This is a genomic window from Serratia silvae, from assembly GCF_023282985.1.
Classification (GTDB): Bacteria; Pseudomonadota; Gammaproteobacteria; order Enterobacterales; family Enterobacteriaceae; genus Chania; species Chania silvae.
This window is the reverse complement of sequence record NZ_JAGQDC010000010.1, coordinates 24,047-39,950: the sequence shown is the minus strand read 5'-3', so window position 1 is coordinate 39,950 and position 15,904 is coordinate 24,047. Positions and strand designations below refer to the sequence as shown.

The 15,904-nt window shown below is 57.0% G+C and carries 8 protein-coding genes; 6 read left to right on the top strand and 2 right to left on the bottom strand.

The genetic code is table 11. The features are described from left to right. Nucleotides 1-183 precede the first annotated feature (183 nt). Entirely contained in the window at nucleotides 184-3,525 is a 3,342-nt protein-coding gene (locus tag KAJ71_RS13530) for a diguanylate cyclase (protein WP_248946217.1), read from the top strand. Here KAJ71_RS13530 and alkA read toward each other — a convergent pair. Beyond that, the gene (gene alkA / locus KAJ71_RS13525; protein ID WP_248946216.1) at nucleotides 3,493-5,001 is read right to left on the bottom strand and encodes a DNA-3-methyladenine glycosylase 2; all 1,509 of its coding nucleotides are present in this window, start codon (nucleotides 4,999-5,001) and stop codon (nucleotides 3,493-3,495) included. The genes KAJ71_RS13530 and alkA overlap by 33 nt on opposite strands. Nucleotides 5,002-5,186: 185 nt before the next feature. Here alkA and yegD point away from each other — a divergent pair, with 185 nt between their 5' ends. Together yegD and KAJ71_RS13515 are read left to right on the top strand one after the other, a co-directional pair. Continuing rightward, nucleotides 5,187-6,539 carry a molecular chaperone gene (yegD, locus tag KAJ71_RS13520; protein WP_248946215.1) on the top strand — a complete coding sequence of 451 codons (1,353 nt, stop codon included), beginning with the start codon at nucleotides 5,187-5,189 and terminating at the stop codon, nucleotides 6,537-6,539. A 40-nt stretch (nucleotides 6,540-6,579) separates the two neighbouring features. Further along, complete coding sequence (locus KAJ71_RS13515; protein WP_283106763.1) at nucleotides 6,580-7,131, top strand: GNAT family N-acetyltransferase; 552 nt, start codon at nucleotides 6,580-6,582, stop codon at nucleotides 7,129-7,131. Nucleotides 7,132-7,173: 42 nt separating this feature from the next. Here the strand turns inward: KAJ71_RS13515 and KAJ71_RS13510 are convergent, their stop codons facing one another. Next, nucleotides 7,174-8,127, bottom strand: coding sequence for an aldo/keto reductase (locus tag KAJ71_RS13510; RefSeq protein ID WP_248946214.1), 954 nt, complete (start codon nucleotides 8,125-8,127; stop codon nucleotides 7,174-7,176). A gap of 272 nt (nucleotides 8,128-8,399) precedes the next feature. Between KAJ71_RS13510 and KAJ71_RS13505 the strand changes: the two genes are divergently transcribed. Genes KAJ71_RS13505 through mdtC form a run of 3 tightly spaced genes read left to right on the top strand, consistent with a single transcriptional unit; the run spans nucleotide 8,400 to nucleotide 15,858 of the window. After that, the gene (locus tag KAJ71_RS13505) at nucleotides 8,400-9,662 is read left to right on the top strand and encodes an MdtA/MuxA family multidrug efflux RND transporter periplasmic adaptor subunit (RefSeq protein WP_248946213.1); all 1,263 of its coding nucleotides are present in this window, start codon (nucleotides 8,400-8,402) and stop codon (nucleotides 9,660-9,662) included. Next, nucleotides 9,662-12,781: an MdtB/MuxB family multidrug efflux RND transporter permease subunit gene (locus KAJ71_RS13500; RefSeq protein ID WP_248946212.1), complete on the top strand. Its 3,120-nt coding sequence runs from the start codon at nucleotides 9,662-9,664 to the stop codon at nucleotides 12,779-12,781. The genes KAJ71_RS13505 and KAJ71_RS13500 overlap by 1 nt, the downstream gene beginning before the upstream one ends. Further along, nucleotides 12,778-15,858, top strand: coding sequence for a multidrug efflux RND transporter permease subunit MdtC (gene mdtC / locus KAJ71_RS13495; RefSeq protein ID WP_248946211.1), 3,081 nt, complete (start codon nucleotides 12,778-12,780; stop codon nucleotides 15,856-15,858). Before KAJ71_RS13500 ends, mdtC begins: the two co-directional genes overlap by 4 nt. The last annotated feature ends 46 nt before the right edge of the window (nucleotides 15,859-15,904 follow it).

Genomic DNA, 15,904 nt, shown 5'->3' with positions numbered 1-15,904 from the left:
CCTGTGGAAGAGGGCTAGGGTGAGGGTGAGGGACTAACGGAGGAGCCAAGTTATGCGCAACACTGTGGCTTGTAACCAGACAAGTATATACTTGGGTAGGTATTACTCATCCGTTGTACTACCCTCTAGTGAGTAAAATGGCGGCAGGTTTTCGTGGTCGATAGCACACAGCGAAGGTTACCGATGGATCTCAGCGCAGCGCAGCACCCACTCAAAGCTAAGGGTACCTTGTTCACCTACTCGTTGCTGAGCGCACTGATTGTGTTTCTGCTGGCCTACCTGTGCCTGACGCTGTCTGCAGAATCCAGCCACTTTACCCCGCTGTGGTTCCCAACGGCGGCAATCGTCATGCTGTTGTACCACCAGCCACCGCGCAGTTGGACGCTACCGTTGCTGCTCAATGGCGTCGCCATCTGCTCCGCCAGTTTTGTCCTGTTCGGCCCCAGTTGGTTTCCCGTCAAACTGACGCTGATTAACCTACTTGAAGCCGGCGTCTGTACTTTATTGTTACGCCGGATATTACAGCCGAACGATCCGCTAAACGGTTTGGCCAGTTGGGTAAAATTTTTCGTCTGCGCGGTGATATTCACACCGATGTTCAGCGCATTGCTGGCGGCCTCGCTGGTCTCCGAGGCTGGGCAAGCATTCTGGCGGCCGTTCAGCACCTGGTTTATTTCCGAAGCGATCGGCGTGCTGGCCTTGACCCCGATAGGTCTGGTTTATCGCCGTTCGATGTTAGCCACCTTGAATCTGTTCGAACTGCTGTTAGCAATGATGGCAACCCTCGCCTTCAACTATCTGGCACTAACCCATCTGCCCTTCCCCTTTACCTTCGTGATCCTGCCGTTACTGTGGGCTGCGATCGGTCTGCCACGGCTCGAAGCCTTTATCCTCTGTTTTACCATTACCCTGATGATTACGGTGATGATTTCGCTCGAGCTGCTGCATTTTCAGGATCGCAGGCAGTTTTTAAGCGATGTGGAAATCTACCTGCCGCTGATGTTGATCCTGATCCCGGCCCACGCCATGGCGATGGTGATGCACGCTTTCCGGGTGGAAAAAGAGCATATCGTAGAAAGCGAAGCACGTTTTCGTAATGCGTTGGAGTATTCGGCCATCGGCATGGCGCTGGTGTCACCAGAAGGGAAATGGTTACAGGTCAATCAGGCGCTGTGCAAACTGCTGCGTTATCCCCCAGAAACCCTACGCCGCCTGACGTTTCAAGAGATCACCCATCCTGATGATTTAAATGCCGACCTGACACAGTTACAAGACCTGCTTGATGGCCACATCAGCAGCTACACCATGGAAAAACGCTATATCCGCAGCGATGGTGCGAGCGTCTGGACACTGCTGGCGGTATCCCTGGTGCGCGATCCGCAGGGCCAACCGCTGTACTTTATTTCTCAAGTAGAAGATATCAATGAACTAAAACGTACCGAGGCTGAGAACCGCAGCCTGATGGAACGCATTACGCTAGCCAATCAGGCCGGCGGGATCGGCGTGTGGGAATGGAGGCTGAACGGGGATAAACTCACCTGGGACAAGCGGATGTTTGAGCTGTATGAACTGACGCCGGATCAAACCCCCACCCTGGCACTGTGGAGCTCTTTGCTGTTGGAAGAAGATCGCGAACGCATCGAGCGGCAAATGGCGACACTCACAAACCGGCACCAGCCGTTTGTGATGGAGTTCCGCATCAAAACCCGGTTAGGGGGCGTTCGCCATATTCGCAGCCAGGGTAATACCATCCTCGATGAGAACGGTGTACCGAGGCGGATGATCGGTACCAATATCGACATGACCGAAATCAAATCGCTGGCCGAAGCACTGCATGAAGAGAAGGAACGCCTACACATTACACTGGACGCCATTGGCGAAGGAGTGATCTCCACCGACCGCGACATGCGCATCACCTTTATGAACCCGGTAGCAGAACAGATGTGCGGTTGGCCGCTGGAGATGGCGCTCGGTATGCCGATTAACGGCGTGGTGCGGATGACCAACGGCCAGGATGGCCCAGAGATAGAAAATCCGGTGCAAAACTGTCTGCAAGAGGGCCCCCCCTTGCCAGCAGAATACGCGCTGGTACTGCATAGTCGCGACGGCCGCAGCTTCGACGTACAGGAATCGGTATCGCCACTGAAAACCATCGAGGGCGAGGTGATGGGGGCGGTGATGGTGTTGCAGGACGTCAGCGCCTCGCGGGAACTGATGAAAAAGCTCAGCTACAACGCCTCACACGATGCGCTGACCGACCTGAAAAACCGTACCAGCTTCGAAAAGCGGCTGAAAGGTGCCATTGCCAGCGCGGCCGAAAACCAGCAACAGCACTCGCTGGTGTTCCTCGATCTCGACAGGTTCAAGGCGGTTAACGATAGCGCCGGACACGCGGCAGGCGATGCCTTGCTCAGAGAGATTGGCCAGTTGATGCAACGCCAGCTGCGTAACAGCGACTGCCTGGCACGGCTAGGTGGCGACGAATTTGGTCTGATCCTGTTCGACTGTTCGTTGGAGCAGGCCAAGCTGCTGATGCAACAGATGATCGAGCAGATCGGCGAATACTCATTCTGCTGGGCAGGCAAGATTTATCATGTTGGCGCCAGCGCCGGTATTACACCAATCAGTGCCACCAGCGGCAAGAGCAGCGAGCTATTGGCACAGGCCGATATCGCCTGTTATACCGCCAAGCACCACGGCCGCGGCCAGGTTTATATTTATGAAGCCCGGCAAAAACAGCAGATGGAGCGCAGACATGAGTTACTAACGCGCCAGGAAGTGCTGAATATTATCGATAATCAGCAATTGCTGTTACGCGTCAGGGCAGCCTCGCCGCCTAAAACGCCGCAGGCGGTCTGTTTCTATCAGTTAAAGCTGCACGTTAACCCACCCGATGATCGCCTGCTGGCCTCTGAATCCTTCCTCGCTGCCGCCCAACTCTACGGCCTGCTGCCGGATATCGATCGCTGGTTGGTAAGCCAGGTACTGGAAAAACACGCCGAAGCTCTACGCCGCAAGGGGCTGGTCATTGCGCTGCCATTGGCCACAGACAGCGTGCTAGATCTCGATTTTCAAAATTATTTGCTGGAGTTACTGGCGGCTTCCGTGCTGCCAGCCAGTACCCTGTATCTGATGGTGGACGAGACCATCGTGCTCGATCACCCAGAGGACGGCGGCACCTTTATCCGCCGTTTGCAGCAGATGGGCTGCAAGCTGATCGTCAATGGTTTTGGCCGCAACCTGAATGCCTTCGATCAGTTAAATGGCCAGAGTATCGATTACATCCGCATCGACGAGCATTTTATCACCGACGTCCACCGCAACCAAATGGATGAACTGATGGTTTCGATGATCCATGGTGCCGCCCATCGTATTAATACCCAAACTCTGGCCGGGCCAGCACATCAACAGGTTACGCTAAGTGCGCTGACTGCCATCGGGGTCGATCTGGTAGATGGTGACACCGTTGCGCTGGAGCTACCGCTGAGCGATTTACTCAGCGGCGGCTACTTCGGTATTCACTGAAGGTGCCCAACGATCATTATGCCACAGATGCAAGGTGGCGTAGGAGCGCCAAGGCCGCCAGCGTTCGGCATAGCGCTCAATCTGGCGCGGCGTCATGCCAGGGAAACGCTGTTTGATCAGATAGTCCCCCGCCAGAAAAACATCCGGCCATGACCAGGCCCGCATTGCGATATAGCTGGCGGTCCAACTGCCTATCCCCGGTAGTGCAGTTAACTCCTTGATACCCTGTTCGATATCCAGCACGTTATCCAACTGCAAACGCCCTTCTATCACCCTGCGTGCAATTTCAATCAGCGCCGCCGCACGCTTCAGTTGTACGCCCAATGGACGTAGCTCTTCCGGTTGCAGCTGGGCGATCCGCGCCGCCTGCGGAAAAACATGAGTGATATCACCATACGGTTGCTCCAGCGCCGTTCCCCAGCGTTCTGCCATCCGTCCGGCAAAGGTAGCCGCCATCTTGACGCTGACCAACTGCCCCAAAACCGCACGCGTAGCCTGCTCAAAGCTGCTGACGCAGCCTGGCAAACGTAAACCGGGCGCATCCGCCGCTAGCGCGCCTAACGCCTCGCAAATGCGGTCCGGCGCGGCGTCCAGATCGAACAGTTGGCGAATGCGCCGCAGGACTTCGGTCGTCACTCGGCTGAGCGATGGCGCTATTTCCACTCGCACCCGGTTACGCGCCTCTTCCGGCTGGACGCTCACCCAACCGCAATATTCGACGCCGCCCTGATCCACCGCGATCGAACGGCAGTATTGTTGACCGGCAACGCTTTCCACACCGCTGACCGCACGCACCTGTAAGAACCCCAACATACGTACCCAATCGTAAGGTGGCCGATACCCCAGATGAAATACCAGCCCACTGGTGGCGGCACGCTCACTGCGGCCAGCAGTGCTGCGCAATACCGAAGGGATCAGGCGATAACGGGCTTTAAACAGCTCATTGAAACGCCGCAGGCTGCCAAACCCGGCGGCAAACGCCACTTCGCTCAGGGGCAAATCGGTATCCGCCAGCAGCCGTTTAGCCTGCAACAGACGGTGCGACTGGGCGTAATCAATGGGGGAAGCGCCGAACTGCTCGGCAAAAATGCGCCGCAGATGGCGATCAGAAATCCCCAGGCGAGTAGCCAGCTGTTCACAGCTGTGCTCTGAAAGATAACCTTGCTCGATCAACTGAACCGCCACCTGAGCATAGCGATTGCCCAGATCGATCAGCGCCAGCCCTGGAGCCAATTCGGGACGACATTTCAGGCAGGGGCGAAAACCAGCCAGTTCGGCGGCGGCGGCGCTGGGGTAAAACGTACAATTTTCGATTTTCGGCGTGCGGGCGCTACATACCGGCCTGCAATAGATACCGGTGGAGGAGACACCGACAAAAAATCGCCCGTCAAACTTACGGTCACGCGCACTCAGCGCGCTATACAGCGCCTGTTGTTGATTCTTCATGGCATCGCTCGGAGTCAGTTTTTTGTTCATTATGGCGTTCGGACCTGTTGCTGACGTGCGGGAATCGGACATTAACCTGTTTGACATTACTGCAATCAAGTTAACCATGCCGACGCGATTGCCGCTAAATTTTTCGCCAGTTAGCGGCCCACTCGTTGCTCGGCAAGACAGTCTCGGGTAAAGTCGCCCCCCTTCATCGGCATGGGGAACAAAAAATGTTTATTGGCTTCGATTATGGCACTGCCAACTGTTCTGTCGCCGTTATGCGCGATCAGGGCCCTGAATTACTGACGTTGGAAAACAACGAACCCTATCTCCCTTCGATGCTGTGCGCACCGACGCGTGAGGCGGTGAGTGAGTGCCTGCATCGCCACTGGCAGGTGCCAACCGGCAGCGAGGAAAACCAGCAACTGCTGCGCCGCGCCATCACCTTCAACCGCGAAGAAGATATTCCGGTCAACGGCGACAGCGTGCTGTTCGGCCTGCAGGCGCTGGCCCACTACATCGAAGATCCGGAAGAAGTGTATTTTGTCCGTTCGCCTAAATCCTTCCTTGGGGCTAACGGCCTGAAGCCGCAACAGATTGCGCTATTTGAAGATCTGGTGTGCGCCATGATGTTCCACATCAAGCGCCAGGCGGAAGGTGTGTTACAAACCAGCATCGATGAGGCCGTCATTGGCCGTCCGATCAACTTCCAGGGCACCGGCGGTGAAGAAGCTAACCAGCAAGCGCAGGGGATTCTGCACCGAGCTGCGCAACGGGCCGGTTTCAAAGAGATTGAATTCCAGTTCGAGCCGGTTGCCGCCGGGCTGGACTTTGAAGCGACGCTGAACGAAGAGAAAACCGTGCTGGTAGTCGATATCGGCGGTGGAACCACCGACTGCTCGGTGCTGCTGATGGGGCCACAATGGCGCGATCGTGCCGATCGCCAACAGAGCCTGTTGGGGCACAGCGGTTGCCGCGTGGGCGGTAACGATCTGGATATCATGCTGGCGTTCAAACAGTTGATGCCGCTGTTCGGTATGGGCGGTGAAACCGAGAAAGGCATAGCCATGCCTGCATTGCCTTATTGGAACGCGGTAGCAACCAACGATGTTCCGGCCCAAATCGATTTTTACAGCACGGCCAATGGCCGTATGCTACGCGATCTGATCCGCGATGCTGCCGAACCCGAGAAAGTGAAACGCCTGCTGAAAGTACACCAGCAGCGCCTGAGCTATCGGCTGGTACGTGCGGCGGAAGAGAGTAAAATCGCGCTATCTGGTCAGGCAAGCATCCGCGCTCAACTGGACTTTGTGCAGCCGGAGCTGGCAGAGACGATCAGCCAGGAGCAGCTGGCCGAGGCCATTGCACAACCTCTGCTACGCATCCAGGAGCAGGTTAGCGCTGCCCTGGCCACCAGCCAAAGCACGCCGCAGGTCATTTACCTTACCGGTGGTAGCGCACGCTCACCGCTGCTGCGAACCGCGCTGCAACAGCAGTTGCCGGGGATCCCGATCGTCGGGGGCAACGATTTTGGCTCGGTCACCGCCGGGTTGGCACGCTGGGCGCAGACGCTGTTTCGTTGATTAACAGAGGGGCGGTTAACGCCCCTGGCAATGGAGCATTATGGCTATCATCAGTTGTGAAACACCCAGATTGCTGCTGCGCAGATGGCAAAATAGCGATCTGCCCACCTTTGCCGCGCTGAATGGCGACCCAGAGGTCATGAAATACTTCCCGGCAGCGCTAAGCCGCGCTGAAAGCGACGCCCAGGCCAATCGCATCCGCCAATTTATGCAACAGCACGGTTGGGGGCTGTGGGCCGTTGAGGTGAAGCATCAAACTGCCTTTATCGGCTTTGTCGGGTTGGCCATTCCGGGTGACGATCTGCCCTGCTCGCCCTGCGTGGAAATAGGCTGGCGATTGGCAAAAGAACATTGGGGCCAAGGCTATGCCAGCGAAGCGGCACGTTGCGCGCTGGACGTGGCTTTCAATACGCTACAACTGCCAGAGGTGGTGTCCTTTACCGCTGAAATTAATCTCCCTTCCCGCCGGGTAATGGAGCGCATTGGGATGACCTTCAGCGGTGAAACCTTCGAGCATCCCCGTTTACCGCCGGGCCATCCGCTACGCAAACATGTGTTGTATCGCAAGCTGTCGCCAAAAAATGAAGTTTAATTATAACTTATTGAATAATAGTTAATATCCCCTCCCCCCAACTTACCAGGCACTAACCTCATCTAACGTTTTGATATCCTCAACAGCCAATTGCAGGTGTGTGGCACTCACCAACTCATCCAACTGGGTTAACGAGGTGGCGCTGACGATGGGTGCGGTGATGCTTGGGCGAGCAATCAGCCAGGCCAACGAAATCTGTGCGGGCGTGGTCTGGTGCTTCTCTGCCAGCAGATCGAGCGCCGCCAGAATGCGGAAACCGCGCGGATTCAGATAACGCGATACGACGGTATCCCCGCGCTGGCTCTTGCCCACATCCTGTGCGCTACGGTATTTGCCGGTGAGGAAACCACTGGCCAGTGAGAAGAAGTTGATCACCCCTAACCCCTGTTGCTGCGCCACCGCTTCCAGCGCCTGCTCATAACCTTCACGGGCATACAGATTGTATTCCGGTTGCAGGGTTTCATAACGCGCCAGCCCGTTTTGCTCGCTGACTTTCAACGCTTCCACCAGCCGATCTGCCTGATAGTTTGAAGCGCCTATGGCACGCACTTTCCCGGCCTTGATCAGTTCATCAAACGCCGCCAGGGTTTCCGCCAGCGGGGTATCCTGGTCGTCATCATGGGACTGATAAAGATCGATATAATCGGTTTGCAGACGGCGCAACGAATCCTCTACTGCCTGACGAATATAGCGTGGCGACAAGCCTTGTTTGCCCTCGCCCATCGGTTTTCCCACCTTGGTTGCGATGATCACCTGGCCACGCTTGCCGCTTTTCTTCAGCCAGTTACCAATCACTGTTTCTGATTCACCGCCTTGATTGCCCGGCGCCCAGCTCGAATAGACATCGGCGGTATCGATAAAATTCAACTGATTGGCTACCAGCGCATCCAACAGGCTGAAAGACGTGGCAGCGTCAACCGTCCAACCAAACACGTTGCCGCCAAAGGTCAGTTGTGGGATCTGAATGCCTGAACGACCCAACGGTTTCTTACTCATGATGTGGCTCCTGAGGGAAAAGAAAAAATTCGCTCTCAATTATTAGCGCGAAAGCGGCTGTAACGCTAAAACGAATCGGTTATATGTCAGAAAATGTCTAGCTAAGCGTTGTTTTGGTTAAAAATACATTCTCTGCCGACAAACCTGACGTTTCCTCCATATTTCCTTCATTTTTACGCCGTGACAGCTCGCTAAACTAGTATCCTGTAAGGAGTATCACTTTTGGCAATTGATTGCCCGCACGACTGTCTCTGGAGAGAATGTCCAACGCCATGAATACAAAACCAAAACGCCGCTCTCGGTTCCTACGCCTGTTAGCCCTCGTTATCGCGGTGCTTGCCGCCATTCTGATCTGGCGTCACTTTAGTGTGCCACAGGCTACCGATGCAGCACCGGGGGCGCACCAGGCAGGTTCAAGCCCAGCAGGAGCCGCAGGCAGAGCTGCTGGTAGACGAGGGGTACCGATGTCTCCGGTACAGGCCGCCACCGCCACAGTGCAGAGCGTGCCGCGTTTCCTCTCGGGATTGGGCACCGCCACCGCGGCCAACACCGTGACCGTCACTAGCCGCGTCGATGGCCAACTGATGGCGATCCACTTTACCGAAGGCCAACAGGTCAAGGCGGGAGAGCTGCTGGTTGAGATCGACCCACGCCCTTACGAAGTGCAATTAACTCAGGCTCTGGGGCAGTTAGCCAAAGATCAGGCGACGTTGGCCAATGCCAAACGTGACCTCGCCCGTTACCAACAGTTGGCGAAAACCAATCTGGTATCGCGCCAGGAACTGGATACTCAAGAGTCGCTGGTTCGCCAGACCGAAGGGGCGATCAAGGCCGACCAAGGGGCTGTAGACAGCGCCAAACTGCAAATAACCTACAGCAAAATCACCGCACCGATTGATGGGCGCGTGGGCCTTAAGCTGGTTGACGTGGGCAATTACATCGCCAGCGGCAGCACTACCGGCATCGTGGTGATCACCCAAACGCATCCGATCGATGTGGTCTTCACCCTGCCGGAGAGCAATATCGCCGATCTGGTCAAAGCGCAGAAAGCTGGCCCCGTGAGCGTCGAAGCTTGGGACCGCACCAACCAGCAGTTGTTAACCACTGGTGAGTTATTGAGCCTGGATAACCAGATCGATACCGCTACGGGCACCATCAAACTGAAGGCGCGTTTCGATAATCAGGAAGATGCGCTGTTCCCGAACCAGTTCGTTAACGCCCGGCTGAAGGTCGCCACCCTGCAAAATGCAGTGGTGATCCCTACCGCCGCGCTGCAAATGGGCAACGAAGGCAATTTCGTCTGGTTGCTGAGCGCAGACAATAAGGTCAGCAAACATCGGGTTAGCGCCGGTATTCAGGATAGCCAGCAAGTGGTCATTAGCGCCGGTGTCAATGCGGGCGACCGCGTCGTTACCGACGGCATCGACCGCCTGACCGAAGGCATGCAGGTTGAAGTGGTGGCGCCTCATAACACGGCGGCCACCCCGAATGCAGAACAACCGAAACACCGCGCTAAACCTCAGGGGAATTCCTGATGCAGTCGATGTCCCCCCATAGCGGCGGTGGGCCTTCCCGCCTGTTTATTCTTCGCCCGGTAGCCACCACGCTGTTTATGCTGGCTATCATGCTGGCCGGGATCATTGGCTATCGTTCACTGCCAGTTTCCGCCCTGCCGGAAGTGGATTACCCAACCATCCAGATCGTCACGCTCTATCCTGGCGCCAGCCCGGATGTGGTCACCTCGGCGATCACCGCGCCGTTGGAGCGCCAGTTCGGCCAGATGTCCGGCCTCAAACAGATGGCCTCGCAGAGCTCCGGTGGCGCATCGGTGATCACCCTGCAATTCCAGCTTGAACTGCCGCTGGACGTTGCCGAGCAGGAAGTGCAGGCGGCCATCAACGCTGCCACCAACCTGCTGCCCAGCGATCTGCCCTACCCACCGATTTACAGCAAGGTTAACCCGGCCGATCCACCTATCCTGACGCTGGCCGTCACCTCAACCGCCATGCCGATGACCCAGGTAGAAGACATGGTGGAAACCCGGGTGGCGCAAAAGATTTCGCAGGTTACCGGGGTCGGTCTGGTCACCATTTCTGGCGGCCAGCGTCCGGCCGTGCGGGTGAAGCTCAATGCCACGGCGGTGGCCGCCTATGGGCTGGATAGCGAAACCATTCGCACCGCCATCAGTAACGCCAACGTCAACTCGGCCAAAGGCAGCCTGGATGGCCCGACGCGGTCGGTCACGCTCTCTGCCAACGATCAGATGAAAACCGCTGAGGATTACCGTCAGCTGATTATTGCCTATCAGAACGGCGCGGCCATCCGCCTGCAAGATATTGCCACCATTGAACAAGGTGCGGAGAACAACCGCCTGGCGGCCTGGGCCAATAAAGATCAGGCCATCGTGTTGAATATTCAGCGCCAGCCGGGTGCCAACGTCATCACTACCGCCGACAGCATCCGCGAGATGCTGCCGGAGCTGATCAAGAGCCTGCCAAAGTCGGTAGATGTGAAGGTGTTGACCGACCGCACCACCACCATCCGGGCCTCGGTCAGCGACGTACAGTTTGAGCTGTTGCTGGCGATCGCCCTGGTCATCATGGTGATCTACGTCTTCCTGCGTAACGTGCCCGCCACCATTATTCCGAGCGTGGCGGTGCCGCTTTCCCTGGTAGGCACCTTTGCCATCATGTATTTCCTCGACTTCTCCATCAACAACCTGACGCTGATGGCGCTGACCATCGCCACCGGCTTTGTGGTGGATGACGCCATCGTGGTGATCGAGAATATCTCGCGCTATATCGAAAAAGGTGAAAAACCGCTCGACGCGGCGCTGAAAGGGGCCGGAGAGATCGGCTTTACCATTATCTCGCTGACCTTCTCGCTGGTAGCCGTGCTGATCCCGCTGCTGTTTATGGGCGATATCGTTGGCCGCCTGTTCCGTGAGTTTGCGGTGACGCTGGCAGTGGCTATCCTGATTTCCGCGTTGGTGTCGCTGACGCTGACGCCGATGATGTGCGCCCGAATGCTTAGCCACGAGTCGCTGCGTAAGCAAAACCGTTTCTCCCGCGCGTCCGAGCGTTTCTTTGACCGGGTGATCGCCCAATACGGCGTCTGGTTGAAAGTAGTGCTGAACCATCAGTGGCTGACGTTAGGCGTCGTCTTCGGCACTATGGCGCTGACCGTGTTGCTGTATCTGCTGATGCCGAAAGGCTTCTTCCCGGTGCAGGATAACGGCATTATTCAGGGCACGCTTCAAGCCCCACAGAGCGTTTCATTCAGTAACATGGCCGAGCGCCAACAGCAGGTTGCGGCCGAAATCCTCAAGGATCCGGCGGTTGAGAGCCTGACGTCCTTTGTCGGTGTGGATGGCAGTAACGCCACGCTCAACAGCGGCCGTTTGCAGATCAACCTGAAACCGCTGAGCGAACGTAGCGATCGCATCCCAGCGATCATTACCCGCCTACAGCAACAGACGGCGCAGTTCCCCGGCTTGAAGCTGTATCTGCAACCGGTGCAGGATCTGACCATCGACACCCAGGTGAGCCGCACGCAGTACCAGTTCACCCTCCAGGCAATGTCACTGGATGAACTCAGCCTGTGGGTGCCGAAGTTGATGGCCGAATTGCAGCAGGCGCCGCAACTGGCCGAAGTGACCAGCAACTGGCAGGATCAGGGGCTGGTGGCCTATGTGAATGTGGATCGAGACTCGGCCTCGCGCCTTGGCATCACCATGAGCGATGTCGATAGCGCCCTGTATAACGCCTTCGGTCAGCGTCTGATCTCGACCATTTACACCCAGGCCAACCAATATCGGGTAGTGCTGGAGCATGATGTCTCCACCACTCCAGGGCTTTTCGCGTTAAACGATATCCGCCTGACCAGCAGCAACGGCACCATCGTGCCATTAAGCACCATCGCCAAAATAGAAGAGCGTTTCGGCCCGCTGTCGATCAACCATCTCGATCAGTTCCCGTCAGCTACCGTGTCGTTTAACGTGGCCGGTAATTACTCGCTCGGGGAAGCGGTAGAGGCGATCACTCAGGCTGAGAAAGACCTCAATATGCCCAAAGACATCACCACCCAGTTCCAAGGGGCCACGCTGGCGTTCCAGGCTGCACTTGGCAGTACGCTGTGGTTGATCCTGGCGGCAGTGGTAGCGATGTATATCGTGCTGGGCGTGCTGTATGAAAGCTTTATCCACCCGGTGACCATTCTTTCTACCCTGCCCACCGCCGGTGTCGGAGCCCTGCTGGCGCTGATGCTCTCTGGACATGAGCTGGATGTAATCGCCATTATCGGTATCATCTTGCTGATCGGTATCGTGAAAAAGAACGCCATCATGATGATCGACTTTGCGCTGGCCGCCGAGCGTGAGCAAGGGATGACGCCGTACGACGCCATCTATCAAGCCTGCCTGCTGCGTTTTCGCCCGATCCTGATGACTACGCTGGCCGCGCTGCTGGGGGCATTGCCGCTGATGCTGAGTACCGGTGTCGGGGCCGAACTGCGCCGCCCGCTGGGCGTCTGTATGGTCGGTGGCCTGGTGATGAGCCAGATCCTGACGCTGTTCACCACGCCGGTGATTTACCTGCTGTTTGATAAATTGGCGCGCAATACCCACCGCCAGCCAGAACCGCAGGAGCTGCCGTGAAATTCTTCGCCCTGTTTATCTATCGGCCGGTCGCCACGACGCTGTTGACGCTGGCGATCGCCATCGCCGGGATGATTGGCTTTCTGCGGCTGCCGGTATCGCCGCTGCCGCAGGTGGATTTCCCCGTCATTCTGGTGAGCGCTTCGTTGCCTGGTGCCGATCCGGAAACCATGGCCTCCTCGGTGGCGACACCGCTGGAGCGGGCCTTAGGCCGGATCGCCGGGGTTAATGAAATGACCTCGACGAGTTCACTTGGCAGCACCAGGGTGATCCTACAGTTCGATCTCAATCGCGATATCAACGGGGCTGCGCGTGACGTACAGGCAGCGATTAACGCCGCCCAAAGCCTGTTGCCTACCGGGATGCCAAGCCGCCCCACCTATCGCAAGATCAACCCATCCGACGCACCAATCATGATCCTGACGCTGACTTCGGATACCTACAACCAAGGTCAGCTGTATGACTTCGCTTCCACGCAGTTGGCGCAAAAGATTGCCCAGACGGAAGGCGTAGGCGATGTCTCGGTCGGCGGCAGTTCCCTACCTGCTGTACGCGTGGAACTTAATCCCGGTGCCTTATTCAACCAGGGGATTTCACTGGATGCGGTAAGGCAAACCATTGCCAACGCTAACGTGCGTCGCCCACAAGGCGCAGTGGATGATCCACAGCAACGCTGGCAAATCCAGGCCAACGACGAATTGAAAACCGCGGCGGCCTACCAGCCATTGGTTATTCACTATAACGACGGCGCGGCGGTACGGCTGAGCGACGTGGCCAACGTTATCGATTCGGTGCAGGATGTACGCAATTCTGGGATGACCAACGCCAAACCGGCCATCATTCTAACCATCAGCCGCGCCCCCGGTGCCAATATCATTCAAACCGTGGATCGTATTCGCGCCGAGTTGCCTGCATTGCGGGAGAACATCCCCGCCTCGATCGAACTGAGTATTGCCCAGGATCGCTCACCGACGATCCGTGCCTCGCTGGCCGAAGTGGAGCAATCCCTGGCGATCGCCATCGGGCTGGTGATCCTGGTAGTTTTCATCTTCCTGCGCTCTGGCCGCGCAGCACTGATCCCCGCAGTAGCCGTACCGGTTTCCCTGATCGGTTCCTTTGCCGCCATGTACCTATGCGGCTTCAGCCTGAACAACCTGTCGCTGATGGCACTCACCATCGCCACCGGTTTTGTGGTAGATGACGCCATCGTGGTGCTGGAAAATATTTCACGCCACGTCGAGGCTGGGATGAAACCGATCAAAGCCGCCCTGCAAGGGGTGCGTGAAGTCGGCTTCACCGTGCTTTCCATGAGCGTGTCGCTGGTGGCAGTGTTTATCCCCTTGCTGTTTATGGCCGGTTTGCCGGGCAGACTGTTCCGCGAGTTTGCCGTGACGCTTTCGGTCTCGATCGGGCTTTCATTGCTGATTTCGCTGACGCTGACGCCGATGATGTGCGCCTATCTGCTGCACTACCAGCCACCGCGCGAACAGCGGCGTATTCGGGGTTTTGGCCGCATGTTGCTGGGTTTACAGCAGGGCTATGGTCGCTCACTCAACTGGGTGTTGGGCCATTCCCGCTGGGTGTTGGCAGTGTTCCTGGCCACGATTGCTCTCAACGTCTGGCTGTACATCAGTATTCCAAAAACCTTCTTCCCCGAGCAGGATACCGGCCGCCTGATGGGCTTTATCCAAGCCGACCAGAGCATTTCGTTTCAGGCGATGCGCGGCAAACTGCAAGACTTTATGAAGATCGTGCGGGAAGACAAGGACGTGGATAACGTCACCGGTTTCACCGGCGGTTCACGCACCAACAGCGGCTCAATGTTTATCTCCCTCAAGCCACTTTCGGAACGCACCGATGATGCCCAGAAGGTGATCGCCCGCCTGCGTGCCAAACTGGCGAAAGAACCGGGGGCCAGCCTGTTCTTGATGGCGGTGCAGGATATCCGCGTCGGTGGGCGGCAGGCCAACGCCAGCTATCAATACACGCTGTTGGCCGACGATCTTGGCGCACTGCGTGAATGGGAGCCGAAGATCCGCACCGCACTGGCGGCGTTGCCAGAGCTGGCGGACGTCAACTCCGATCAGCAGGACAAAGGCTCTGAAATGGATCTGACCTACGATCGCGAAACCATGTCGCGGCTGGGCATTTCGGTCAACGACGCCAACAACCTGCTCAATAACGCCTTTGGACAGCGCCAGATTTCTACCATCTATCAGCCACTCAACCAATACAAAGTGGTGATGGAGGTGGCTCCGCCCTATACCCAGGACGTTAGCTCGCTGGACAAAATGTTTGTGATCAACAGCAGCGGCCAGGCGATCCCACTGTCTTACTTTGCTGAATGGAGGCCAGCCAACGCACCGCTGGCGGTGAACCATCAGGGACTGTCGGCAGCCTCCACTATATCGTTCAACCTGCCGGACGGTGGCAGCCTGTCTGAGGCAACAGCGGCCGTAGAACGTACCATGACGCAGTTGGGGGTTCCCTCCACAGTGCGAGGTTCGTTTGCAGGTACCGCGCAGGTGTTCCAGGAAACGCTGAAATCACAGCTGTTCCTGATTGCGGCGGCCATCGCCACGGTGTATATCGTGCTGGGTATTCTGTATGAGAGCTATATCCACCCGCTGACCATCCTGTCCACGCTGCCTTCTGCCGGGGTCGGGGCGTTGCTGGCGCTGGAACTGTTTGACGCACCGTTTAGCCTGATTGCGCTAATCGGGATTATGCTGTTGATTGGTATCGTCAAAAAGAACGCCATCATGATGGTCGACTTTGCCCTGGATGCGCAACGCAACGGCGGGATCAGCGCCCGCGAGGCGATTTTCCAGGCCTGCCTGCTGCGTTTTCGCCCCATCATGATGACGACGTTAGCGGCCTTATTTGGCGCTTTACCGCTGGTTCTGACCAGCGGCGACGGAGCAGAGCTGCGACAGCCGTTGGGGATCACCATTGCCGGGGGGCTGCTGATGAGCCAATTGTTGACGTTGTATACCACGCCGGTGATATATCTGTACTTTGATCGCTTACAGATGAAGTTCCGTCGCGGTAAAAAATTGACGCCGCTGCCTCACTGAACGGCGACAACGCGGGAGAAAAGGGCCTATGAGATGAACATCAAAC